The sequence below is a fragment of the Nocardia sp. NPDC024068 genome, assembly GCF_040638875.1.
In the GTDB taxonomy this organism is placed as follows: Bacteria; Actinomycetota; Actinomycetes; order Mycobacteriales; family Mycobacteriaceae; genus Nocardia.
The window spans coordinates 118,273-143,043 of the sequence record NZ_JBEZYU010000004.1 but is presented as its reverse complement, the minus strand read 5'-3'; the positions used below and the strand labels follow the sequence as shown (position 1 = coordinate 143,043).

Sequence of the window (24,771 nt, the reverse complement as noted above, 5' to 3'; positions counted from 1 at the left end):
GATGGCCGACAACGACGAGCTTCGCCGGTATCTCAAGAAGACCGCCAAAGAGCTCTACGACACCAAACAGCAACTGCGCGAGGTCACCGACCGGTCGCGTGAACCGATCGCGATCGTCGGGATGGCCTGCCGGTACCCGGGCGGAGTCACCTCACCCGACGAGCTGTGGCGGATCGTGGCCGAGGGTGTGGACGCGGTCGGGGACTACCCGGCGGACCGGGGCTGGGATCTGGATCGGCTGTTCGATTCCGACCCGGACGTGCCGGGCACGATCTACACGCGGCAGGGTGGTTTCGTCGACGACGCCGCCGGTTTCGACGCGGGCTTCTTCGGGATCAGCCCGCGTGAGGCCGCCACGATGGATCCGCAGCAACGATTGATGCTCGAGGCGTCGTGGGAGGCGCTGGAGGCCGCCGGAATCGATCCGGTATCGCTGCGCGACAGCGATACCAGTGTGTTCGCCGGCGTCGCGCACCAGGACTACGGGCCCCGGGTCGGCTCGGCGCAGATCACGGCCGAGACCGAGGGCCACGTCTACCTGGGTGTGTCCAACAGTGTGCTGTCGGGCCGGGTCGCCTACACCCTCGGTTTCAAGGGGCCGGCGATCTCGGTGGACACGGCGTGCTCGTCCTCGCTGGTCGCCCTGCATCTGGCCTGCCAGGCGCTGCGCCAGGGTGAGACCTCGCTGGCGCTGGCCGGTGGGGTCACGGTGATGTCGGATCCGTCGTTGCTGATCGCGTTCGCGCGTCAGCGCGCGCTCTCGCCCGACGGCCGGTGCCGGGCGTTCGCGGCCGGGGCCGAGGGGACCGGTTTCGCCGAGGGTCTGGGTGTACTGGTACTCGAGCGATTATCGGACGCGCGGCGGCTGGGCCACCCGGTCCTGGCGGTGGTGCGCGGTAGCGCGATCAATCAGGACGGCGCGAGTAACGGGCTGACCGCGCCCAACGGTCTGTCGCAGGAGGCGGTCATCCGCCAGGCGCTGGTCAACGCCGGTGTGCATCCCGCGGAGGTCGACGCGGTCGAAGCACACGGGACGGGTACGAAACTCGGTGACCCGATCGAGGCGCGGGCGCTGATCGGTGTGTACGGCGCGCGGCCGGTGGAGACCCCGTTGTGGCTGGGTTCGCTCAAGTCCAATATCGGCCACACCTCGGCCGGAGCCGGGGTCGGCGGTGTGATCAAGATGGTTCAGGCCATGCGGCACGGCATGCTGCCGAAGACACTGCACGTGGACGAACCCAGCCCGCTGGTGGATTGGTCGGCCGGGACGGTACGACTGCTCGAGGACAGCGCGCCGTGGCCGCGCGTGGGGCAGCGGCCACGGCGAGCGGGTGTGTCCTCGTTCGGGGTCAGCGGCACCAACGCGCACGTCGTTCTGGAGGAGGCGCCGGAGCCCGGTGAGACTACGGTCTCCGGGTCCGCCGAGGGGGCATCACCGCCGGCTTCGGCGGAGATCGGGGAGCGGGTCGGCAGCGAGTACGTTCCGTTGCTGGTGTCGGCCGGTTCCGAGGGGGCATTGCGGGCCCAGGCCGACCGGTTGCGTGGCCTGCTGAATCCGGATGCGGGCGTGCATGTCCGGGACATCGCGTACTCGCTGTCCACAACCCGGGCGCAGCTGGAGTGGCGGGCGGCTGTGGTGGGCCGGGATCACGCCGAACTGGCGGTGGGGCTGGCTGCCCTGGCCGAAGGTGCGCCGGGCGCGGGCGTGGTGTCGGGGCAGGTGGGTTCGGGCGGTACCGCCGTCATGTTCACCGGTCAGGGTGCACAGCGTGCGGGCATGGGTGCCGGGTTGTACACCGGGTTCCCGGTGTTCGCCGCGGCGCTGGACGAGGTATGCGCGGTCTTCGATCCGTTGCTGGGCAGATCGCTGCGCGAGCTGATGTTCCGGGCCGATGCGGGCGAGCTGCTGGATCGCACCGAGTTCACCCAGCCGGCGTTGTTCGCGTTCGAGGTGGCGCTGTACCGGTTGGCCGAGTCGTTCGGGCTCGCCCCGGATGTTCTGGTGGGTCATTCCATCGGTGAGCTGGTCGCGGCGTATGTGGCGGGTGTGTGGACCCTGTCCGATGCGTGCGCGCTGGTCGCGGCGCGGGGCCGGCTGATGGGTGCGTTGCCGGCGGGTGGGGCGATGCTGGCCGTCGCGATCACCGAGACCGAGGCGGGCGAGTTGCTGTCCGGGTACCCGGACACGTTGTCGGTGGCGGCGGTCAACGGCCCGGCCTCGGTGGTGCTGTCCGGTGACGCGGACGCGGTCGGCGAAGTCGAACGTGAACTGCGCGAACGCGGCGCGAAGACCACCCGGTTGCGGGTGAGCCATGCCTTCCATTCGGCCCGGCTGGATCCGATGCTGGCCGAATTCGGCGCGATCGCGGCCGGTCTGAGCTACCGGGCGCCCGCGATCCCGATCGTGTCCGATGTGACGGGTGCGGTGGTGGACGGGTCGGTACTGACCGATCCGGAGTACTGGGTGCGTCAGGTACGGGCGGGTGTGCGTTTCGCTCCGGGGATCGCCGCCGCGATCGATGCGGGTGTGCGCCGGTTCGTCGAAATCGGCCCGGACGCGGTGCTCTCCGCGGCGACGCGTGACTGTCTGGCCGCCGATCCCGAGGTCGAGGCGCGATCGGTGGTGCTCGCGGCCGGTCGGCGTGGCGTCGATGAGACGGCGCAGTTCGTCACCTTCCTCGGTAGTGCGCACGCCGCCGGGTTACGGGTGGACTGGGGCCGGTTGTTCGCCGGCCACGCACCCCGCCGGGTTCCGTTGCCGACCTACGCCTTCCAGCGGCAGCGGTATTGGCTGACGCCCACCGAAGGATCGGGTGATGTGTGCCGAGCCGGTCTGATGGCTGTGGACCACCCCATGCTGGGCGCGGCCGTCGCACTCGCCGGCCGGGACGAGTGGCTGTTCACCGGCCGCCTCTCGCTGGCATCGCAGGCGTGGATCGCCGATCACGTGGTTTTCGGCTCGGTGCTGCTGCCCGGGACGGGTTTCGTGGAGCTGGCGCTGGCGGCCGGTGCCAGGCTGGGTATGGAGGTACTCGACGAGCTGGTCCTCGAGGCGCCGCTGCGGCTGACCGAACGCGGCGAGGTCGATATCCAGATCAGCGTGGAAGCGGCCGGTACCGATGGGCGGCGCCGATTCCTGGTGGCCTCCCGCCCGGCGGACGATCCGGCCGCCGGCGCGATCACGCACGCCCGAGGTGTCTTCGCGCCCGGCGCGGCCGCCGACATACTGCCCACCGGCGGGTTCGACGGCCCGCTGGCCGAGGGCGACGCGGTCGCGGCCGACGTGCTCTACGGCCGATTGCTCACCCAGGGGTTCGAGTACGGGCCGGCGTTCCAGGGTGTGCGCCGCACTGCCCGGGGCGAGGACGAGGTGCTGGCCGACGTGCTGTTACCGGCTGCGCTGAGCGCGGACGCCCCCGGTTTCGGTCTGCATCCGGCACTGCTGGACGCGGCGCTGCACGCGGCCGGCGAGGTCCTGGACGCCGAGGCAGGGGCCGGGCAGGTCCCGCTGCCCTTTTCGTTCAACGGTGTACGGCTGTACCGTCCGGGCGCGGCGGCCGTGCAGGCCCGGATCCGGGCCGACGGTTCCGGCAGTGTCCGGGTCGAGCTCCGGGACGCCGCCGGTGATCCGGTGGCCCTGATCGAATCGCTGCTGACGCGCCCGATCGACCGCGAAGCGTTGACGAGCGCGACCTCCACCACCCGCGACGCGCGCTACGAAATCCGCTGGATTCCAGCGGGTGCACCGGAACCCGGATCGGTGGGTGAGCGACGGCTCGTCGCGGTGGGCCGGCCGGTCGCGACCGGTTTCGCCGTAGCTCAGCCGGATATGGCCGCCTGGATACAGTCCGTGGCCGCCGAATCCGTGACCTCCGAGTCGAGCGGTGCCGCCACCGTCGTGGTGTGGTTCGCCGACCCGGCGGCCGGATCACCGGCCGCGGCGGGCGCCGATGCGGTGCACCTGGCGGTGCACACAGCGCTGGCGACCGTGCGCGGCTGGCTGGATCAGCCGGTGGCAGCAGAGTCCCGGCTGGTCGTCGTGACCCGCAACGGAGCCGGGTTACCCGGCGAGGATCCCGACCTGGCCGCCGCGGCGATCCGGGGGCTGGTGCGCAGCGCGCAGTCGGAGAACCCGGGCCGGATCGTGCTCGTGGACAGCGATACCGCCGAGGTGACCGGTGATCTGGTTTCGGCGGTGCTGGCCACCGGTGAATCGCAACTGGCGGTACGGGCCGGCTCCCTGCTGGTGCCCCGGCTCACCCGCCTCGGCACCGGCGAGGACACAGCCCTCACCTTCGGTGCCGGCGCGGTGCTGATCACCGGTGGCACCGGTGGCCTCGGTGCGCTGGTGGCACGGCACCTGGCCACGGCTCACGGTGTCCGTGATCTGGTGCTGGTGTCCCGGCGCGGTGAACGTGGCGAGGGCGTCGGCGAACTCGTCACCGAACTGACCGGGCTGGGGGCTCGCCCCAGGGTGGTGGCCTGCGATATCGCCGACCGCGACGCGGTACGGGCCATGCTCGGCGAACTCGCCGGCGGCCCCCCGCTGACCGGTATCGTGCACGCCGCCGGTGTCCTGGACGACGGCACGATCGACACTCTCACCCCGGATCGGGTCGATCGGGTGCTGGCACCGAAGGTCGACGGAGCACTGAATCTGCACGAGCTCACCGCCGGCGCCGATCTCGCCGCATTCGTGATGTTCTCGTCGGTCGCGGGGATGCTCGGATCGGCGGGCCAGGGCAATTACGCCGCCGCGAACTCGGTACTGGATGCCCTGGCGCACCGGCGGATACACGCCGGCCTGCCCGCGGTCTCCGTGGGATGGGGACCCTGGAATCAGGACAGTGGTATGACCGCCGAGCTGGCCGCGGCGGCAGTCGATCGGATCACGCGGCTGGGTTTCCGGCCACTGGCCGAAGCCGACGGTTTGGCGTTGCTCGACCTGGCCGGGGGTCCGGCGTTCCTCGCCGCGGTGGACTTCGAGATTTCGGCGTTGTCGCTCCAGTCCCGGGCCGGTGTGCTGCCCGACCTGCTGCGAACACTGGCCCCGACACCGCCACCGCGCCGCGTGGGGGGCGGCGGCGGGAGTGCGGACCTGCTCCGGCGGCTGGCCGCCGCCGCACCGGATACGCACGAGGAAATCCTGGTGGGTTTCGTCCGCGATCAGGTGGCCGAGGTACTCGGCCACCCCTCCGGTGCGTCGATCGACCCCGAAAAGCCCTTCAGTGAACTGGGTTTCGACTCTCTCGGTGGGGTGGATTTCCGGAACCGGCTGAGCAAGGCCACCGGCCTGCGACTGCCCTCGATCCTGATTTTCGATTACCCGACCGTCACGGCAACCGCTCGGTTCCTGCGTTCGCGGATCGAAGGTGGGATCCCCCGGGCCCGCCGGACCGAGCGCCGTACCGAGGCCGACGAACCGATCGCGATCGTCGGTATGGCATGCCGGTATCCGGGCGGGGTGTCCTCGGCGGACGAACTGTGGGATCTGGTGAGCGCCGGCACCGATGCCATCGGTGAGTTCCCGGCCGACCGGGGCTGGGACCTGGACGGTCTGATCCACCCGGACCCGGACCACGCGGGCACCTCGTACTCGGGCCGGGGTGGCTTCCTCGACGACGTGACCGGTTTCGATGCCGCGTTCTTCGATATCGCACCGCGGGAAGCGGTGGCGATGGATCCGCAGCAGCGGTTGCTGCTGGAGGTGTCCTGGGAAGCGCTCGAGCACGCCGGGATCGACCCGGCCTCGTTGCGGGGTTCCGACTCCAGCGTCTACACCGGCGTGATGTACCAGGACTACGAGGTGCTCGCCCGGAGCGCCGGCGCGGACGCCGAAGGCTATATCGGGACCGGTGGCGCGGGCAGTGTGGTGTCCGGCCGGGTGGCGTACACGCTGGGCCTGGAAGGCCCGGCGCTCACAGTGGATACGGCGTGTTCGTCGTCGCTGGTGGCGCTGCATCTGGCGTGCCGCGCGTTGCGGCAGGGTGAGACTTCACTGGCACTGGTCGGCGGTGCCACGGTGATGGCGACACCGCTGCCGTTCGTGGAATTCTCCCGGCAGCGCGGCCTGGCCCGGGACGGGCGGTGCAAACCGTTCTCGGCCGCGGCCGACGGTGTGTCCTGGGGTGAGGGCGCCGCTGTGCTGGTGGTGGAACGATTGTCGGACGCCCGTCGGCTGGGGCACGACGTGCTGGCGGTGGTGCGGGGCAGCGCCGTCAACCAGGACGGGGCGAGCAACGGTTTGACCGCGCCGAACGGGCCCTCGCAGGAGCGGGTGATCACCGCCGCGCTGGCCGATGCGGGTCTGCGTCCCGGTGATGTGGACGCGGTGGAGGCTCACGGCACCGGCACCGCGCTGGGCGACCCGATCGAGGCGCACGCGCTGATGGCCGTGTACGGACAGGACCGGTCGCGGCAGCCGCTGCGGGTGGGGTCGCTCAAATCCAATATCGGCCACACCCAGGCCGCGTCCGGGGTCGGTGGCGTCATCAAAATGGTGCAGGCGTTACGACACGAGGCCCTGCCGAAGTCGTTGCACGCCGAAGAACTTTCCCCCCATGTCGATTGGTCGGCCGGGGCGGTGCGGGTGCTCACCGCGCCCGAACCGTGGTCGGCGGGTGCGGCGGTCCGGCGCGCGGGAGTGTCCTCGTTCGGTATCAGCGGAACCAACGCCCACGTGATCCTGGAGGAGGCGCCGCAGCCGTCGGCCGGGCCGGCCGACGCGGCCGGTGGCGAGCCGGTCCCGGCCGCCGAGGTGGTGCCGCTGGTCGTCTCGGCGAAGTCGGTGCCCGCGCTACGTGCTCAGGCGGACCGGATACGGGCGTGGTGGACCGCGCATCCCGAGGTCGATGCCGCGACGCTGGGGCGGTCGTTGCTGGATACCCGGGCCTCGTTCGATCGGCGCGGTGTCGTGGTCGGCGGTGATCGGGTGGGCTTGCTGGCCGGGTTGGCCGCGCTCGCCTCCGATACCCCGTCGCCGACGGTGGTGAACGGCCGGATGACCCCGGGTACCACCGCTTTCCTGTTCACCGGCGGTGGTGCGCAACGAGTGGGTATGGGTGCCGAGTTGTCGCGCGCGTTCCCGGTGTTCGCCGCCGCGCTGGACGAAGTGTGCGCGGAGTTCGATCGGCACCTGGACGGCTCGTTGCGCACCGCGATGTTCACCGATCCGGACGGCGTGCTGGACCGGATGGATTGGATGCAGCCGGCGTTGTTCGCCTTCGAGGTGGCGATGTTCCGGCTGCTGGAGTCGTTCGGCATGGAGCCCGATGTGGTGGCGGGTCATTCGCTGGGTGAGCTGGTGGCGGCGTATGTGGCCGGGGTGTGGTCGCTGGCGGACGCGTGCGTGCTGGTCGCGGCGCGGGGCCGGTTGATGGGGTCGGCGCCGTCGGGTGGGGCGATGCTGGCGGCGGCCGTCTCGGAGGCGGAGGCGGACCGGTACCTGGACGGCACCGATGATCGGGTCTCGGTGGGAACGGTGAACGGTCCCCGTTCGGTGGTGTTCTCCGGTTTCGCCGACGCTGTCGCCGGGATCCGGGCGCGGCTGACGGCCGACGGTGTGCAGAACACCGTGCTGCGGATTTCGCACGCATCGCATTCGGTGGTGATGGAACCGATCCTGGACGAGTTCCGCACGGTGGCCCGGAGTTTGACCTATCGGGCGCCGTCGATCCCGATCGTGTCCAATGTGTCGGCTACCCGGGTCGCCGACGAAGTATGCGACCCGGACTACTGGGTGCGGCATGTGCGCAGTTGTGTGCGGTTCGCACCCGGGGTGGACCTGCTGATCGAATCGGGGGTGCGCAGGTTCGTCGAGGTCGGTCCCGACGCCGCACTGACCGTGATGGTCGAGGAAAGCCTCGCCGAGCGTCCGGAGATCGCGGCGGCGGCCACGGTGGTGGCGTCGGCGCGGCGATCGACGGATGAGATCGCCGGTTTCGTCGCCGCGCTGGGCCGGGCGCACACGGCGGGAATACCGGTGCGCCTGCGCCAACTGTTCGCCGGGCGTCCGGTCGAGCGGGTGACCCTGCCCGCCTACGCTTTCCAGCACCACCGGTACTGGCTGGCGCCGAGGGTGGACGCGGCCACCGGATCGCTCGGTCATCCACTGCTCACCACCGGGTTGGCGCTCGCGGGACGGGACGAATGGCAGTTCACCGGTCGCTTCTCGCTGCGGACCCATCCGTGGATCGCCGATCACGCGGTCTTCGGTTCGGTACTGCTGCCCGGGACGGCGTTCGTGGAACTGGCGTGCAGTGTCGGTGCGCACCTGCACCTGGACGCCGTCGAGGAACTCCTGCTCGAGGCTCCGCTGTCGATCGCCGCCGGCGACGATATCGAAGTGCAGATCGGTGTCGGCCGGCCGGACGAAGAAGGTCGCCGGACATTCACGGTCTACTCCCGTCTGCGCTCGGGCGGGGACAATGCCGAGGAGAACCGCTGGGCGACACACGCCCGCGGGGTACTGGCCCTCGGTGCCGAGTCCGCGCCGAGCTGGAACGAGCCGAGCTGGCCGCCCGCCGGAGCACAGCCGGCAGCGGAGGAGTCGATCTACGACCGGCTGGCGGAGGCGGGTTTCGACTACGGGCCGGCCTTCCAGGGCGTGACCGCCCGGTGGACCCGCGGCGAGCACACGTTCGCCGAGATCTCGCTCGACGACACCGCGGTCGGTCCGATGACCGGTTTCGGTGTTCATCCCGCACTCCTGGACGCCTGCCTGCACGCGGCCGTCACCGGGTTGCTCGATGATCTGCCACCCGGACGGTTGCCGTTGCCGTTCACCTTCGCCGGTGTGCGGCTGTGGCGCCCCGGCGCGCGGGCGGCGCGGGTGCGCGCGGTCGCCGTCGGCGACGGCCGGGTCGGCATCGACGTGGCCGACGACTCCGGTGCGGTGGTGCTCACCATCGACGCCGTCGCCTCCCGGCCTGTCGCCGCGGCCGATCTGACCGCCGCTGTCGCTTCCCGGCCCGCACCCGTACTGGATCTGCGCTGGGTCGAATCGGAACTCCCGCAGCCGACGTTTCCGGACGCACGGGAGATCGCGAGCGTGGGTACGGTGCGTATCCCCGGTATCGACCGGCATCATCCCGAACTGGCCGGTACCGAGCGGGTTCCGGAAGTGGTGGTGTGGTCGCCGGGACCGGATCCGCTCGGCGCCGACGACCCGGACACCGGCGCCGGGCGGACGCAATCGGCGGGAGACCGCGCCGGGCTCGTCCGGGCGGCGGTGCATGCCGCCTGGCACACGGTCCGATCCTGGCTGGCCGTGGACCTTCCCGACGCGGCCCGCCTCGTCGTCGCCACCCGGCGGGCGAGCGGCATCGACGGCGAGCCGGTGGATCTGGCGGCCGCCGCGGCGGCGGGACTGGTCCGCAGCGCGCAATCGGAGCACCCGGGCCGGATCATCCTGCTGGACTACGACGACGAGCTGAGTCCCGACCTGGTACGCACCGCGCTGGTGGCCGGCGCGGCCGATATAGCGGTGCGCGGATCGCGAATGTTCGTACCCCGGGTGGTCCAGGGTGCCGCCGCCCCGGCATCGGTGCCGGGTGGGGCGTTCGGAACCGGCACGGTGCTGATCACCGGCGGTACCACCGGCCTGGGCGCGGTCACGGCCCGGCATCTGGTCGCCGCGCACGGTGTCGAACACCTGCTGCTGGTATCTCGCCGTGGTGCGGCGGCAGCGGGTGTCGCGGAACTGGTTTCGGAGTTGTCGGGGCTGGGTGCGCGGGTGCGGGTGGCCGCCTGCGATGTCACCGACCACGCCGGTATGGCGTCGCTACTGGACTCGATCGATCACGCGCATCCCTTGACGGGGGTGATCCACTCGGCGGGTCTGCTCGACGACGGCACGATCGAATCGCTGACCACCGAACAGATCGACCGGGTACTGGCGCCGAAGGTCGCGGGCGCGCTGATCCTCGACGAGCTCACCCGCGGGTACGACCTCCGGGCCTTCGTCGTCTTCTCGTCGCTGGCCGCCGCGATGGGTTCACCCGGGCAGGGCAATTATGCCGCCGCGAACTCGGTGCTCGACGCGCTGGCCCGGGTCCGGCGTGCCGAGGGTCTGCCCGCGGTATCGGTGGCATGGGGTCCCTGGACTCCGGATATCGGGATGACCGGCGAGCTCGACCGGTCGGCCGTGGCGCGGTTGGAGCGGATGGGCATCGAGGTGCTCGGCGAGGGTGTCGGGACGGCGTTGTTCGATGCCGCGCTGCCGGCCGGCGCGCCGGTGGTCGTGGGCGCCCGGTTCGACCGGTCCACCCTGGCCGCGCAATCCCGGGCGGGGCTGCTGGCCGAGGTGCTCAATGGTCTCGTGCCCGCGCGTCCACGCCGGTCCGGCGGTGGCGCGGCCGGAGCCGGACTGGTCCGGCGGCTGGCCGCGGCCGCCGAAGACGAGCGCGACGAGTTGGCACTCGAATTCGTCCGGGAGCAGGCGGCGGCGGTGCTGGGCTACCCGTCGGCGGCTGCCGTCGAGCCGGATACGCCGTTCAAGAGCCTGGGATTCGATTCGCTGGGCGGTGTCGAACTGCGCAACCGGTTGTCCGAAGGGTCCGGTATGCGGTTGCCCGCCACTTTGGTATTCGACCATCCGACCGCCGCGGCGGTCGCGAAACTGCTATTGCAGCGGTGGGAGGACACCGCGGTGACCTCGGCGGCCGACGATCAGCTCGCGGCGTTGCGCTCGATGTTCACCACTATCCGGTCGGCGCAGGACAAGCAGCGTCTGGCGGCCCGGATCCGGGCACTGCTCGACGAGGCGACCATCGAGCCGGAGCCGACGCCGGTCCCCGCCCACACGGTGGTGGCGGACGCCAGCGCGGATGAGCTCTTCGCGTTGCTCGATCGAGAGCTGAAGGATTGATGTCCGTCCCGGCCCGAGGGCCGGGGCGGGCCCACACAGCACAGTGACCGCGATATCCCGGTCGGCGAAGTCGCCGGCCGGGATATCGCCGTGGCGGCCCGGAGCAGATCACCCGGATCGCGACCGCTGCGTCAGAGCTCGGACGCCAGTTGGGTGCCTTGTTCGATCGCGCGTTTGGCGTCCAGCTCCTTGGCTTCGTCGGCGCCGCCGATGACATGCCACCGCATCCCACGGTCGCTGAGTGGATCCACCAGTTCCCGCACTGATTCCTGACCGGCGCAGATCACGACAGTGTCGACCTCGAGCACGCGCCGGCCTTCGTGATTCGGCCCGAAGCTGATGTGCAGGCCCCGGTCGTCGATCAGCTCGTAGTTCACCCCGGCGATCTGCTCGACCCCCCTGGCCTCCAGCGCGGTGCGGTGGATCCAGCCCGTGGTCTTGCCCAGCGTGGTTCCGAACGGACCGGGTTTACGTTTCAGCAGCGTGACATCGCGAACCGCCGGTGACCAGGTGCGTGTGGTCAGCTGGCCTGGCGCCTGCTCGTCGTGGGTGACCCCCCATTCCCGCTGCCATTCGGCCAGGTCGAGCGCGCTGCTGTCCGCCACGGTGAGGAGTTCGCCGACGTCGAATCCGATTCCGCCCGCGCCGATCACGGCCACCCGTCGCCCGGCGGTGCGTTCGCCGCGGATCAACTCGGGGTAGGAGAGCACCATCGGGTGGTCGATACCGGCGATATCGGGGACGCGCGGACGGACCCCGGTGGCCACCACCACCTCGTCCCAGTCGCCTTCGGCGAGCAGTCCGGCCGTGACCTCGGTGTTCAATCGCAATGACACACCGAGGACTTCCAGTTTGCGCCGGAAGTACCGGATCGACTCGTCGAACTCCTCTTTGCCGGGAATACGCCGGGCCAGGTCGAATTGACCGCCGATTCGGTCCGCCGCCTCGAACAGCTCCACCCGGTGCCCTCGTTCGGCCGCGCCGATCGCGGCCGACAACCCGGCCGGGCCGGCCCCGATCACCGCGACCCTCTTGGCCTGTCTGGTGGGCAGCAGCTGCAGGACGGTCTCCCGGCCGGCGCGCGGATTCAGCAGGCACGACACCAGTTCTCCGGTGAAGGTGTGGTCCAGGCAGGCCTGGTTGCAGGCGATGCAGGTGTTGATCTCGTCGACCCTGGATTCGGCTGCTTTTCGCACCCACTCCGGGTCGGCGAGCATCGGACGCGCCAAGGCGACGAGATCGGCGTCGCCACGCTCGAGGATCGCTTCGGCGACGTCGGGCATATTGATCCGATTCGCCGCGCACACCGGAATACTCACCTGCTGTTTGATCTTCGCGGTGTATCCGACGAAAGCCGCCCGGGGCACGGAGGTGGCGATCGTGGGTACCCGGGATTCGTGCCAGCCGATATCGGTGTTGATGATATCCACTCCCGCCGCTTCCAGCTCGCGAGCCAGGGCGATGATCTCCTCGAAGGTCTGTCCGTCCTCCATGAAGTCGGCCAGCGACATGCGGAACATGATCAGGAATTCGTCACCCAGCGCGGCGCGGGTCCGGGTGACGATCTCCACCGGGAATCGGCGCCGATCGGCCGGTGAGCTTCCCCAGCGGTCAGTGCGCTTATTGGTCAGGGGAGCGAGGAATTGATTGATGAGGAATCCCTCGCCGCCGATCAGCTCGATTCCGTCGTACCCGGCCGATTTCGCCAGCCGGGCGCAGTGCACATGGGCATCGATGGTCGATTCGACCTCGACGTCGGATAATTCCCGCGGTTCGAAGGCGCTGAACGGCGAGGCGACCACCGACGGTGCGACATTGTTCGGGGTGTTCGAATCGCGTCCCGTATGCAGGATCTGCATCGCGATCTTTGCGCCCGCCTCATGGACGGCACCGGTGATGACGCGATGCCGCACGGCATCGGCCTCGGTGAGCATCGAGCACGAGAACGGTGAGATCAGCGCTTCCCGGTTGGGTGCGTACCCGCCGGTGACGATGAGACCTACGCCGCCGCGTGCGCGTTCGGCGAAGAAGGCGGCCAGCCGATCGGTATGCCAGGGCCGGTCTTCGAGGCCGGTGTGCATCGAACCCATCACCACGCGATTGCGCAGTGTGATATGGCGCAGCTGAAGGGGCGCCAGCAAATGCGGGAACGTGGAGCTCATGAAGTGAACCTACTGACCAGTCTAATTCGCCGCAACGGATGGCCGCCGTTCCGGTTTCGACTCGGTTCGTACCCCTGTCCCGCTGTCATCCGGGCTCGGTCACCGCGCTGGTTCCGGAGCTCTTCCCAGGCGGCCGGGGCCCGCTCGGCATGGTGGCTGCGGCCGGTGGTCGCCCGGGTCCGGCGCCGATGAGCCGGGGATTGCGGCGCGGTAGGGGGCGGGCGGACAATGTATGCGGCTCGACAGCGATCTGACCAGGAATTCGACAGTGAGAAACGGCCGCGTGGAGCGTCAGCGAGGGGCGCCGTGCCGTCAGCAGGTCCGAGGTTCCGATCGACCCCAGGAGCACACCATGACGCAGTCCGTTTCCAGTGAACTCAAGACCAGGCACCGGGCGATGTGGGCGTCGGGTGATTACCCGCGCGTGGCCGCCGACGTGATCCCCGAACTCGGCCGGCGGCTGGTCCGCGCCGCACCCGTCGGACCGGGGAAGAAAGTGCTGGATATAGCCGCCGGCGCCGGAAACGCCGCCATACCGGCCGCGCAAACCGGTGCGGATGTGGTCGCCAGTGATCTGACGCCGGAGCTGTTCGAGGTCGGCCGCCGCAACGCGGCCGCGGCCGGGGTGGCGGTCACCTGGGAGCAGGCCGACGCCGAGGCGCTGCCCTACGACGACGGCGCGTTCGATGTGGTCCTGTCCTGCGTGGGGATCATGTTCGCGCCGTTCCACCGGACCGCGGCCGACGAATTGGTCCGGGTCACCGGAACCGGTGGCACGATCGCCCTGGCGAACTGGACGCCGTCCGGGTTCATCGGCCGGATGTTCGCCGCCATGAAGCCCTACGCGCCGCCGCCCCCCGCGGGCGCGCAGCCGCCCCCGCTGTGGGGCGACGAGGCGCATGTGACGGAGTTACTGGGCGATCGGGTCGCCGGTCTGGAAATGCGGCGCGAGACGTTGCCGGTCGACGTATTCGCCGACGGCGCCGCGTTCCGTGATTTCTTCAAGACCAATTACGGGCCGACGATCTCGGTGTACAAGACGCTGGAAGGCGACCCGGATCGTGCCGCGGCCCTGGACCGCGACCTCGCCGACCTCGCCGCCGACAGCGATCTCGGCGGCGGCCGGATGGAATGGGAGTACCTGCTGGTGACGGCGCGGCGAAGCTGAGCGGACGCTGTGGATCGGGCCGGGCGGGATTTTCTGCGTCCGGAGCCGGGTTGTACCGGGGGCACATAATGAGGGGGACGAAGGAGGAAGCGTGACCGAAACGCGGAAGGCGATCCTGGCCGGTGGGTGCTTCTGGGGTATGCAGGACCTGATCCGCAGGCAGCCCGGGGTGCTCTCGACTCGTGTCGGCTACACCGGTGGCAGCAATGACCATGCCACCTATCGCAACCATCCGGGGCACGCCGAGGCGGTGGAAATCGTCTACGACCCCGCGCAGACCGATTACCGGGCGCTGCTGGAGTTCTTCTTCCAGATCCATGATCCGACCACGAAGGACCGGCAGGGCAACGATATCGGCAGCAGCTACCGGTCGGAGATCTTCTACGTCGACGACGAGCAGAAGCGGGTCGCGCTCGAGACCATCGCCGATGTCGAGGATTCCGGGCTGTGGCCGGGCAAGGTCGTCACCGAGGTGAACCCGGCGGGCGCGTTCTGGGAGGCCGAGCCCGAGCACCAGGACTATCTGCAGCACTTCCCCAACGGTTACACCTGCCATTTCCCGAGGCCGGGCTGGAAGCTGCCCAAGCGGCAGGCCACCGCCTAGAGTGCCGGGCGAGATTCCCGGCTCCACCGGCGCGATCCCGCGGGCCGCTTCGGCTCGCGGGGTCGATGTCGTGGTGAGTAGTGTCGGTCGGGTGAGTAGGTGGACGCGCCGTAGGTTCCGCAGGATCGGCAGGGTTGATCAGGCGGTGGGCGATACCGTGGCCGGGCTGCCCGCTTCGAAACTGGACACCGGTTTGCTGCGCCTGACCTCCAGCGCCGACCACAGTCTGCTGTGGATGGGGGCGGCGGCACTGCTCGCGAGCAGCAGCGGATCGACCCGGCGCGCGGCGATGCGCGGGGTCGTCTCGGTGGCGGGTGCCAGTTTCGTCACCAATGTGGTGCTCAAATCGGTGTTCGCCCGGCGCCGCCCGGCGGCCGAACTGATGCCCGGGTACCGGAGGCTGTCGCCGGCACCCACCTCGTCGTCGTTCCCGTCCGGCCACAGCGCCAGTGCGGCGGCGTTCGCGACCGCCGTGGCGATGGAGAGTCCGCGCAGCGCACTCTTCGTTGCGCCGGTGGCCGCCGCGGTCGCCTATTCGCGAGTGCATACCGGTGTCCACTGGGGTTCGGATGTGCTGGTGGGCGCGGCGGTCGGTTCCGGAATCGCGCTGGCCACCCGGCGCTGGTGGCCGGTGCGGGAATCGGATGAGGCCGAAGCCAGTCCGGTACCCGAGGTGCCGGTCCTCGCCGAGGGCAAAGGCCTTGTGGTGATGGTGAATCCGGTATCGGGTGACGCCAACTACGACCCCACCGATGACGTGACGGCCGCCCTGCCCGCGGCGACAGTGGTGCGGACCCGGCCCGATATCGATTGCGCCGACCAGCTCGAGCAGATCTTGGCCGAGCGGCAGGAACCGGTGCTCGCGGTGGGTGTCGCCGGTGGCGACGGCACGGTGGCCGCGGTGGCCGCGCTGGCTCTGCGCAAGGAACTCCCGCTGGTGGTGATCCCGACCGGCACGCTCAACCATTTCGCCCGCGACCTCGGTGTCTACGATCTGCGCGAGGTCATCGACGCGACCGGCGTGGGTGAGGCGGTGGCGGTCGATATCGCCGCCGTGGAATACGGGGACGAAAACGAGACGCAGACACGACATCTCATCAACACCTTCAGCCTCGGGTCCTATCCGGACCTGGTTCGCCGCCGCGAGAAATGGCAGAAACGCTGGGGTAAATGGCCGGCGTTCGCGGTGGCGCTGGTGGTGACCCTGCGCCGGGCCGAACCGATCGAGATCTTCCTCGACGGCCGCTGGCAGAAGGTGTGGTTCCTGTTCGTCGGTAACGGCCCCTATCATCCGCACGGCGCCGTACCCGCCTTCCGTGCCCGCCTCGATTCCGGGCTGCTGGACGTGCGCTGGTTGCGCGCCGATCTGCGCTGGTCGCGCACCCGTGCGGTGACCGCGCTGGTGCTGGCGGCGATCGGCCACAGCCGGGTGTACGGGGAACGGCAACTGCCGGAGCTGATCGTGCAACTACCTGCCGCGGAGGCCCTCGCCGCGGACGGCGAGGTCATCGGCAGCGCCACCCATCTGCGGTTCACGGTCGCGGGTCAGTTGCCGGTCTACCGGCGCGACGAATCCAATCCGCTGTGGATCAACCGCAGCCGTCCGCACCATCGGCGCGCGCCGTGGTTGCCGGAGGTATTCCGATTCCCGCTGAGCGGGCGGGTGATCCCGGAAAACCGCGGGTCCGGCACCTGATCCGAACCGGGCGGGGTTCGCGAATGCCCGCCCGCGCGCGACGCGGCGATCCTACGATATGAGCACGTCGGCGGGTGACCGCTCGCCGACGGGTGCCACCGGCCGCGGCCGGGCTCGAGTAGGGCCGTCGTATGAGAAGTACCCTCCTTCCGATTCTCGCGGCGGCCGGGGTGCTGTTCGCCGCCACCGCGACCGCCACCGCGGCGCCCGATCCCGCCGCCCGGACCGAAGTGCCGGTGGTATCCACCTCGCCGGTGACCTCGGTGCTGGAAACCGTTGTCGGTCTCCGTATCCCGCTCCCCGAATCGGCCGGTCCCCGTCCGGCGGCGTGTGACCGCCTCGCCTATCTGCGCTGGCGGCACGCCGACGGCCCGACCGGGTCGGCCGATGCCGATGCCGTACTCATCGCCCAGCCCGGTGTTTTCGAGGGGGCCGCGGCCTTCGACACTCTGGCCCGCAATACCGTCGCGGCCGCGGCGCGCAACGGCCGTCATATCGAGTTCTGGGCGCTGGACCGCCGCTCGAACTGCCTGGAAGACCACACCGGCCGCCTGGCGGCGCTGACCTCGCGCGACCCGCACCGCGCGGTCGACTACTACTTCCGCGGCGCGGCCGTGGACGGACGGACCTTCGCCGGCTACGTCCCCGACAGTGCGCTGGGCTGGCTCGGCCGGGTCGGGCTGGCCCAGACCGTCCAGGACCAGTTCGACCTGCTCGCCGCCGAACTGCCCGACCCGGTGGCGCGGTCGCGGAAAGTGCTGTGCGGGGGACATTCCCTGGGTGGTCTCATCACCGGTTTCTTCGCCGAATGGGATTTCGCCGGTGTCCCGGGCCGGGACCAGTGCGCCGGCTATTTCGCGCTCGATTCCGCGGTCGGGACCTCGCTGTCCGCGCTCAGCGGCCTCCCGGACGCACTGCTGGCACCGGCCGGTCTCGGATACGGTCCCACCCAGGCGGGTCTCGCGAGCGGCGCGTTGCCGCGGGCCCTGGCCCTGCCCGCGGTGATCAACCCGGAGACGATGAATCTGCTGGGTATCGTCGGGCTGGCCGCGGCGGTGGCGCCGACGGCCGAATCCGATCTCGCCCGGTACATCCCGCCGAACGCGAACCAGGACGCCACCTACCGGATCCTGCTGTCGCGGGATGTGTTCACCGCGCTCACGGGTACGCCGTCGGTGCGCGATTTCCGGGTCACCAACGCGGCCGCGCTCGGGGCGTTCCTGGACGCCAATTCGCAGCCGGTGTCCATCCTGAAAACCGGTATCGGCTTCTTCGCCGGGGGTCCGGTGGTGGACAAGGATTTCCCGCCGGATACCGCCGCGCTGTCGGCGGTCCCGGGCCTGCGGGCACTCGCGGGGATGCTCGGCGGTGACGATCCGATGGCGATCACCGGACAGCCGCACGGGCCGTTGTACTCCTGGCGCGACTACAACGAGATCTCGGGTTCGCCTATCCCGCTCGGGCGGGACGGCCGGCCGTTCACCACCGCCGCCGACGAGGTCACCAGCGTGCACGACCTGGCCCGCAGCCTGGCCGAGCATCCGCTCGATTTCACCGAGTGGTATTTCCCGTTGAAACTCACCCTCGATATCGCCCAGAGTGGCGCGCCCGAGATCGCCCGGTACCGGCTGCATCCGGGACCGGGCGGCGCACCGATCATCAACCTGCTCGGCGGTTCCGGGATCGTGGTCGCCGGCGGCGGGTACGGCGCGGGCGAAACGGTTATCGTGCCCGGCTACCACCATCTGGACGTGATCACCGCGGCGGCGGCGCAGAACGGCGGCGGTCCGGAGCCGGTGTCCACGAATCTGGCGCGATTCGCCGCCCGCCTCATCGGATGACCACCCGCCTCGCCGCGCGGTGGCCGGTGTCCGGCGGGGGTTACGGTTCGGGAGGACCGGCGCCGGGCGTGGCGGCCGGCGAACGGGTCGGGAGCCGCCGGGTACCGAACAGGGCGGCGACCGCGAGCAGGGCGGTGACGGCGAAAGCGGTCTGCAGCGCATCCAGGCGGGCCTCGGTGTTGATCGAGACCACGGCCTCCGCGGTGGGGCCCTGCACCCCCGCGGTGCCGAGTGCTTCGCGCAGCTGGGTGTCGGAGAGGAACGGCACACCCGCGGCCAGGTCGGTGGTGGCCTGTTCCTGCACGGCCGCCGGGACATCGGGATTGTTCTCGATATCGTCGATCACCGAGGACGTGAGCGCGCCGATCAGGATCGATCCGATGAGTGCGGTGCCCAGGGAGGCGCCCAGGTAGGAAGCGGTGTTCTGCAGTCCGCCCACTTCCGCGCTGCGCGATTCGGGTACCGCGGATACGGTCACCGCCCCCAGCTGGGAGGCCAGCGCGCCCAGGCCCGCACCCATCAGCAGCATCGGTAGCGCGACGACTCCCGCGTTCACCCCGGGGTCCATCCCGGCGGCGAGGAGCAGGATTCCGATGATCATCGACACCAGGCCGACCCGCACCACGCGGCGCGGGCTCGCGCGCGGCAGGAACTTCGGGATCCCCAGCGCGGCGATGATCAACGCGACCGACAGCGGCAGGAGCCGCGCGCCGGTTCCGAGCGCGCTGAGTTCCAGGACGACGGACAGGAACAGCGGCACGGCGAAGAACACCCCGGCCTGGACGGCGAATTGGGCGAAGAACATGGTGAGCCCGCCCTTCAGCCGCCCGTTGTCGAGCAGCCGCGGATCGAAGAGCGGTTCGCGTCCGGCGCGTACCCGCGCGGCCAGCCGTTCCCGGAACAGCACCAGCACCAGCAGCCCGCCGAGCAGCAGCCAGACCACCGGCGACAGTCCGAGAACTGCCGGACTTCCGGGGCGCGGCTGTATCCAGCCCCATTCGCCGGAGCGCAGGACGCCGTAGACGATCATGCCGAGACCGGCCACCGAAAGCGCCGCGCCGAGCAGATCCAGCCGGGCCTGTTCCGGGGGACTGTCGGCCATCCGCCGCAGCAGCAGCATGATCACGGCCACCACGACCACCTCGCCGAAGAAGACCAGCCGCCAGGAGGCGTAGGTGGTCACGGCCCCGCCCAGCAGCGGTCCCACCGCGACGGCGGACGCGCCCGCGGCCGCGATCAGCCCGTAGGCGGCGGTCCGCCGTTCGGCGGGTACGTTCGCGGCCACCAGCGCCACGATCGCGGGCATGATGAGCGCGGCGCCGATACCTTCCAGCAGCGACCAGCCCACCAGCAGGACGCCGAGGTTCGGCGCGAGGCCGGTGACCAGCGATCCGGCGCCGTAGATGATCAGGCCGAGTGCGAAGACCCGGCGCCGGCCCACGATCGCGCCGATCTTTCCGCCGGTGATCATCAGCGACGCCATCACCAGGGTGTAGAGCGTGATGGCGGTCTGGATGCCGGTGATACTGGTGCCGATATCCTCGGCCACCGTCGCCATCGACACGTTCATGACCGAACTGTCGAGGGTCATCAGGAACTGCCCGGCGGCGAGCACCGCGAGCACCAGCCCGGAACCGGCCCGGGGCGGGTGCTCGGCGGTTCGGTCCTCGCTCACCGGCGGCTTCCCCGGGCCGGTGGCAGGAGTCCGGGAGGCATGTCTATTGCGCGCCGTAGTCGAACATCCACGGAATGGAGAACCGGTCGGTCAACATGCCGAACAGTTCCGTCCATTCGGTTTTGGCGAGATGCATATCCACATTGCCGCCCACCGCGAGGGCTTCGAAGACGCGTTCGGCCTCGTCCTTGTCGCTGACTTCGAGGCAGACATTGAAGTTCGGGCGCGCCGACACGTCGACGGCCTGCCCGGGCGGGCAGTCCGAGCCCATCAGGATCTGATCGGTGCCGTTGAGCGGCAGCGATACATGCGCGACCAGGTTCTTCGCTTCCTCGGGCAGGTTCGCGGCCTCACTCATATCGGCGAACCGGACCACCTGCAGTTCACCGCCGAACACGGATTTGTAGAAGGTGAACGCCTCTTCGGCGTTGCCGTTGAACATCAGGTACGGGTTGACCGACTTCACCTGGATCAGCTCCTCTGACGTTGTGCCGGGATGTCGGGACGGACGGAACACCTGCCGCCGTCGGAGGGGACGGCGGCCGTCGCATGGACTGACCGGCCGAGCGTATCCCCGATCCGCGCGATTCGGGGCAGATCCGCGCGCGAGTCCTGCGGCAGGTCGTCCGGTGCCGGGTGAATACTCGGAGGGTCCAGCGCCGCCCTCCGGGTGACGAGGCCCGCCCGATGCTTGTGGAGGTTTCCATGGCATTGACCCACCCCGCGCACGAGCCGTCACGGCGCCGCGACGAGATCACCGTGAACCCGGTCTTCACCCGGGAACCGCTCGAAATACCGCGCAACCGGCTGCCGGCCGGTGAACTGGACAGCGATACCGCCTACCAGGTGGTGCACGACGAACTGCTGCTCGACGGTAACGCGCGGCTCAATCTGGCGACCTTCGTCACCACCTGGATGGAGCCGGCCGCGCGGGTACTGATGAGCGAGTGTTTCGACAAGAACATGATCGACAAGGACGAGTACCCGCGCACCGCCGAACTCGAGCAGCGCTGTGTGCGGATCCTGGCCGATCTCTGGAACGCGGAGGACCCGGACCATGCCGTCGGGTGTTCGACCACGGGGTCCAGTGAGGCGTGCATGCTGGCCGGGCTGTCACTGAAACGGCGCTGGCAGCAGCGGCGCCGGGCCGCCGGGCAGCCGATCGAACGGCCGAATATGGTGATGGGCGCCAATGTGCAGGTGTGCTGGGAGAAGTTCGCCGAGTACTGGGATGTCGAGGCCCGGTTGGTGCCGATGTCGGGGGACCGGTTCCACCTCACCGCCGAGGAGGCGGTGGCCCGGTGTGACGAGAACACCATCGGGGTGGTGGCGATTCTGGGGTCGACCTTCGACGGCAGTTACGAGCCCGTCGCCGAGATCTGCGCCGCCCTGGATCGGGTGCACGCCGAGCAGGGCTGGGATATCCCGGTGCACGTCGACGGGGCGTCCGGCGCGATGTTCGCGCCCTTCTGCGATCCCGGACTGGAATGGGATTTCCGGCTGCCGCGCGTTGCCTCGATCAACACCTCGGGCCACAAGTACGGATTGATCTATCCCGGGGTGGGGTGGGTGCTGTGGCGCGACAGTGCGGCACTACCCGACGAGCTGGTGTTCCGGGTGAACTATCTGGGTGGCCAGATGCCGACCTTCGCCCTCAACTTCTCCCGGCCGGGCGCACAGGTGGTGGCGCAGTACTACACCTTCCTGCGGCTCGGGCATCGTGGATACGAGCGGGTGCAGGGATATTGCCGGGAGGTCGCGGCGGCCTTGGCGGACCGGATCGCGGCCCTGGGGCCGTTCCGGTTGCTCACCGACGGACGGCAGTTACCGGTTTTCGCCTTCACGCTCGCGCCGGAGGAAACCGGGTATTCGGTGTTCGATGTCTCGGCGGCGCTGCGGGAACAGGGCTGGCTCGTCCCGGCCTACACCTTCCCGGCCGATCGGGAGGATCTCGCGGTGCTGCGCATCGTGGTCCGTAACGGATTCAGCCACGATCTGGCCGATCTGCTGATCGAGGCCCTGGAGCGGGCGCTGCCACGGCTGCGGGCACAGCAGGCGCCGCAGCGCGGTCCCGAAGCCGCCTCCTTCTCGCACGGGGCCGACACCCACGTTCAGGGTGCCGGCCCGGCCGCGAGATGACCGGCCGAGCCCGGGCCGGTACCTCCCGTCCTATCGCGCGGTACCCACGCGATAGAGATTTACCTGGATGATGAGCCGTTATTCAGCGGTCAGAAGGCGCTGCCGGTGCCCGGGAGGTAGATCCGGGGCAGCGGCAGGCCGTGGCCCTGGTTCCAGCCCCGGTTCCAGCCGCGGCCGTGGTTCCAGCCGTGGTCGTTCCAGCCGTTGTTCCAGCCCTGGTTCCAGCCGTGCCGGTTGCGGTTGCGGTGGCCGCGATCCCAGTCGACGCCGTCGTCGAACCAGCCGTTCCAGCTGTGCTGGCCGCGGTCGTGCCGGCCCCATCCGCGGTCGTGACGACCGAATCCGTTGTGGCCGTGGCGACCCGGGCGGCTGACATCCTCGACCACTCCGTTCGGAGCGGGCGCGGGCGCCTCGGCGAGGACCACTCCGTTCGGGGCGGGCGCCTCGGCGAGTGCGGGGGCGGCGGTGATCGCCAGGGGGGCCAGGGCGATCGCGGCGGTGGCCGCGATCCGGACGATGAGCCGGCGGGTCTGCGGGGTGCGATGCATATTCGGTCCTCGGTCGGTGCCGCCGTGGCGGCACGGTATCGGTCGGAGTCGACGCACTCTGGAGTGCGATGGCAATGACTGAACCGTACCGTTAATCAACGGCGCATTCAATAGGTGTCCGTTAATTGGGAAGAATCACCGGTATTCGAGGACCGTTGTCCCGCACCCGGTTCGGGGCCGGGTGCGGCGAACTACTCCGTCCCGGCAGTCCGGCCCGGCGCCGGGGCCGGCGGGTCCAGCCGCAGCACGCAGCGGGTCCGGCTGTAGATGGTCGGCATACATTCGTTGCAGTGCACGCAGGCGGACTCCGTGTTCGCATCGGCCCGGATGCGGTGCAGCAGATCCGGTTCCCGCAGCAGCGCCCGGCCCATGGCCACGAACTCGAATCCCTCGGCCATCGCCAGATCCATCGATTCGCGGTCGGTGATACCGCCGAGCAGCACCAGCGGCATCGCGAGTTCCCGCCGGAACTGGCGCGCGCGTTCGAGCAGATAGGCCTTCTCGTACGGGTATTCGCGCAGGAAGGCACGGCCGATCATCCGGAACCCCCAGCGCGCCGGGCCGGGCAGTGTTTTCGCGAACTCGCGGCGCGGTGCGGCGCCGTGGAACAGCAGCATCGGATTCAGCAGCGAACTGCCCGCGGTGAGTTCGAGGGCGTCGAGGGCGTCGTCGGCTTCCAGCCAGGACGCCACCTGCAGTGATTCCGGCAGCGTGAAACCGCCGCGGACGCCGTCCTCCATATTCAGTTTCGCGGTGACCGCGATTCGTTCGCCCACCGCCTCGCGCACCGCCCGCGCGATATCGCGGGCGAGCCGGGCCCGATTCTCCAGGGAGCCGCCGTAGCGGTCCTTGCGCCGGTTGAGCAGTGGGCTCAAGAACGAACTCACCAGGTAGTTGTGGCCGAAATGGATTTCCACGGCGTCGAATCCGGCCTCGATCGCCAGCTGTGCCGCATCCGCGTGGGCGGTGACCAGTTCATCGATCCCGGCCTGGTCGGGCACCTTCATCGGGCTCATCCCGAGTGGGCTGAAGAACCGGCTCGGCGCCAGGGCCGGGAGCCGGTTGGACGCCGAATTCGCGACCGGCCCCGCGTGCCCGATCTGCGCACTGGCCGCGGCGCCCTCGGCGTGGACGGCGTCGGTGAGGCGGCGTAGTCCGGGCACCGCCTCGGGGCGCATCCAGATCTGGTGCCGGTCGGTGCGGCCGCCCGGTGCCACGGCGCAGTAGGCGACGGTCGTCATCGCGACCCCGCCCGCCGCGACCTCGCGGTGGAATTCGATCAGGTCGTCGGTGACCAGCGCGTCGGGAGTGCGGCCCTCGAAGGTCGCGGCCTTGATCACGCGGTTTCGCAGGGTGAGCGGTCCCAGTGTGGCCGGGGCGAATACATCAGTCATCGGTCTCTCCTGTCGGAGCGGTCAATCCGGCCACCACGAAATCGCGCAGCGTGGCGACGGCCCGCGGGGTCACGGGCCGGTCATCGACGGCCGCGCCGCCGAACCGGGTGATGATCAGGTCGAAGGCGAGCATCCAGCGTCGCCCGCTCTCTTTCTCGCCGATACCGGGCAGCAGGCCGGACCACGAATCGATCCGGAACCACTGCTGCTGCCACGGCCCCACCTGCCGGCCGAGCACGCACTGGGCGAGCAGGCGCAGGTGCAGGCGTCCGAGTGGGTCGGCCGTCAGTTCGGTGAACGGTTCGAGAACCGCGTCCACGATCCGGTGCACGGGCCGGGGATCGGCGGTGACCTCGGCGAGCCGGTCGGCCCAGAGGGCGCCGAGGCGATCCTCCAGCAGGGCCGCGACCAGGGCTTCCTTGGAACCGAAGTGGTAGTGCACCGCCGCCGGGTTAGCCCCGGCCGCCGCACAGATACCGCGGACCGAGACATCGTCGTACCGCTCGGTGAGCAGGAGCCGTTCGGCGGCGGCCAGCAGCCGCTCCCGGGTGCCGGCCGAGACTTTCTGGGTCATGGACGTAGTGAACCACCACGCCGGGCATATTTCAATCAGTGATTGAAATACTGATTGATCGAATTCTGTCGGTGCGGGCGGGCCGCCGATACATGGTGCGGCC

General features: G+C 69.9%; 12 protein-coding genes. 6 read left to right on the top strand and 6 right to left on the bottom strand.

Features of this window, described 5'->3' with window-relative positions; genetic code table 11:
* The first annotated feature begins 1 nt into the window (after position 1).
* Positions 2-10,867 carry a type I polyketide synthase gene (locus tag AB0F41_RS07820; protein ID WP_357422005.1) on the top strand — a complete coding sequence of 3,622 codons (10,866 nt, stop codon included), beginning with the start codon at positions 2-4 and terminating at the stop codon, positions 10,865-10,867.
* A 131-nt stretch (positions 10,868-10,998) separates the two neighbouring features.
* On the opposite strand, the gene AB0F41_RS07815 is transcribed toward AB0F41_RS07820, so the two are convergent.
* The gene (locus AB0F41_RS07815) at positions 10,999-13,029 is read right to left on the bottom strand and encodes an NADPH-dependent 2,4-dienoyl-CoA reductase (protein ID WP_357422004.1); all 2,031 of its coding nucleotides are present in this window, start codon (positions 13,027-13,029) and stop codon (positions 10,999-11,001) included.
* A 352-nt stretch (positions 13,030-13,381) separates the two neighbouring features.
* Between AB0F41_RS07815 and AB0F41_RS07810 the strand changes: the two genes are divergently transcribed.
* The 4 genes from AB0F41_RS07810 to AB0F41_RS07795 all read left to right on the top strand — a co-directional run bounded on the left by AB0F41_RS07810 (position 13,382) and on the right by AB0F41_RS07795 (position 18,338).
* Positions 13,382-14,197, top strand: coding sequence for a class I SAM-dependent methyltransferase (locus AB0F41_RS07810; RefSeq protein ID WP_357422003.1), 816 nt, complete (start codon positions 13,382-13,384; stop codon positions 14,195-14,197).
* A gap of 91 nt (positions 14,198-14,288) precedes the next feature.
* Complete coding sequence (gene msrA / locus AB0F41_RS07805) at positions 14,289-14,801, top strand: peptide-methionine (S)-S-oxide reductase MsrA (RefSeq protein WP_357422002.1); 513 nt, start codon at positions 14,289-14,291, stop codon at positions 14,799-14,801.
* Between the two features lie 145 nt (positions 14,802-14,946).
* Positions 14,947-16,497, top strand: coding sequence for a phosphatase PAP2 family protein (locus AB0F41_RS07800; protein WP_357422001.1), 1,551 nt, complete (start codon positions 14,947-14,949; stop codon positions 16,495-16,497).
* A gap of 131 nt (positions 16,498-16,628) precedes the next feature.
* Positions 16,629-18,338, top strand: coding sequence for a hypothetical protein (locus AB0F41_RS07795; protein ID WP_357422000.1), 1,710 nt, complete (start codon positions 16,629-16,631; stop codon positions 18,336-18,338).
* A gap of 40 nt (positions 18,339-18,378) precedes the next feature.
* Here AB0F41_RS07795 and AB0F41_RS07790 read toward each other — a convergent pair whose 3' ends face one another.
* Together AB0F41_RS07790 and AB0F41_RS07785 are read right to left on the bottom strand one after the other, a co-directional pair.
* Positions 18,379-20,013: an MFS transporter gene (locus AB0F41_RS07790; RefSeq protein WP_357421999.1), complete on the bottom strand. Its 1,635-nt coding sequence runs from the start codon at positions 20,011-20,013 to the stop codon at positions 18,379-18,381.
* A gap of 43 nt (positions 20,014-20,056) precedes the next feature.
* On the bottom strand, positions 20,057-20,479 hold the full coding sequence (locus AB0F41_RS07785; protein WP_357421998.1) for a VOC family protein: 423 nt from the start codon (positions 20,477-20,479) through the stop codon (positions 20,057-20,059).
* 239 nt (positions 20,480-20,718) lie between these two features.
* Here AB0F41_RS07785 and AB0F41_RS07780 point away from each other — a divergent pair, with 239 nt between their 5' ends.
* Positions 20,719-22,152 carry a glutamate decarboxylase gene (locus AB0F41_RS07780; protein WP_357421997.1) on the top strand — a complete coding sequence of 478 codons (1,434 nt, stop codon included), beginning with the start codon at positions 20,719-20,721 and terminating at the stop codon, positions 22,150-22,152.
* Positions 22,153-22,241: 89 nt separating this feature from the next.
* On the opposite strand, the gene AB0F41_RS07775 is transcribed toward AB0F41_RS07780, so the two are convergent.
* From AB0F41_RS07775 to AB0F41_RS07765, 3 genes are all read right to left on the bottom strand, one after another.
* On the bottom strand, positions 22,242-22,700 hold the full coding sequence (locus tag AB0F41_RS07775) for a hypothetical protein (protein ID WP_357421996.1): 459 nt from the start codon (positions 22,698-22,700) through the stop codon (positions 22,242-22,244).
* A 191-nt stretch (positions 22,701-22,891) separates the two neighbouring features.
* Positions 22,892-24,094 (bottom strand): NADH:flavin oxidoreductase, encoded by a 1,203-nt coding sequence (locus AB0F41_RS07770; protein ID WP_357421995.1) that lies wholly within the window; start codon positions 24,092-24,094, stop codon positions 22,892-22,894.
* The gene (locus AB0F41_RS07765) at positions 24,087-24,668 is read right to left on the bottom strand and encodes a TetR/AcrR family transcriptional regulator (protein WP_357421994.1); all 582 of its coding nucleotides are present in this window, start codon (positions 24,666-24,668) and stop codon (positions 24,087-24,089) included. Before AB0F41_RS07765 ends, AB0F41_RS07770 begins: the two co-directional genes overlap by 8 nt.
* Between the last annotated feature and the right edge of the window lie 103 nt (positions 24,669-24,771).

What these genes read in the sequence shown, in the direction of transcription:
- AB0F41_RS07810 (WP_357422003.1), top strand. Translation starts at nt 13,382, where the DNA reads ATGACGCAGTCCGTTTCCAGTGAACTCAAGACCAGGCACCGGGCGATG.
- AB0F41_RS07815 (WP_357422004.1), bottom strand. Translation starts at nt 13,029, where the DNA reads ATGAGCTCCACGTTCCCGCATTTGCTGGCGCCCCTTCAGCTGCGCCAT.
- AB0F41_RS07795 (WP_357422000.1), top strand. Translation starts at nt 16,629, where the DNA reads ATGAGAAGTACCCTCCTTCCGATTCTCGCGGCGGCCGGGGTGCTGTTC.
- AB0F41_RS07770 (WP_357421995.1), bottom strand. Translation starts at nt 24,094, where the DNA reads ATGACTGATGTATTCGCCCCGGCCACACTGGGACCGCTCACCCTGCGA.
- AB0F41_RS07780 (WP_357421997.1), top strand. Translation starts at nt 20,719, where the DNA reads ATGGCATTGACCCACCCCGCGCACGAGCCGTCACGGCGCCGCGACGAG.
- AB0F41_RS07775 (WP_357421996.1), bottom strand. Translation starts at nt 22,700, where the DNA reads ATGCATCGCACCCCGCAGACCCGCCGGCTCATCGTCCGGATCGCGGCC.
- AB0F41_RS07820 (WP_357422005.1), top strand. Translation starts at nt 2, where the DNA reads ATGGCCGACAACGACGAGCTTCGCCGGTATCTCAAGAAGACCGCCAAA.
- AB0F41_RS07765 (WP_357421994.1), bottom strand. Translation starts at nt 24,668, where the DNA reads ATGACCCAGAAAGTCTCGGCCGGCACCCGGGAGCGGCTGCTGGCCGCC.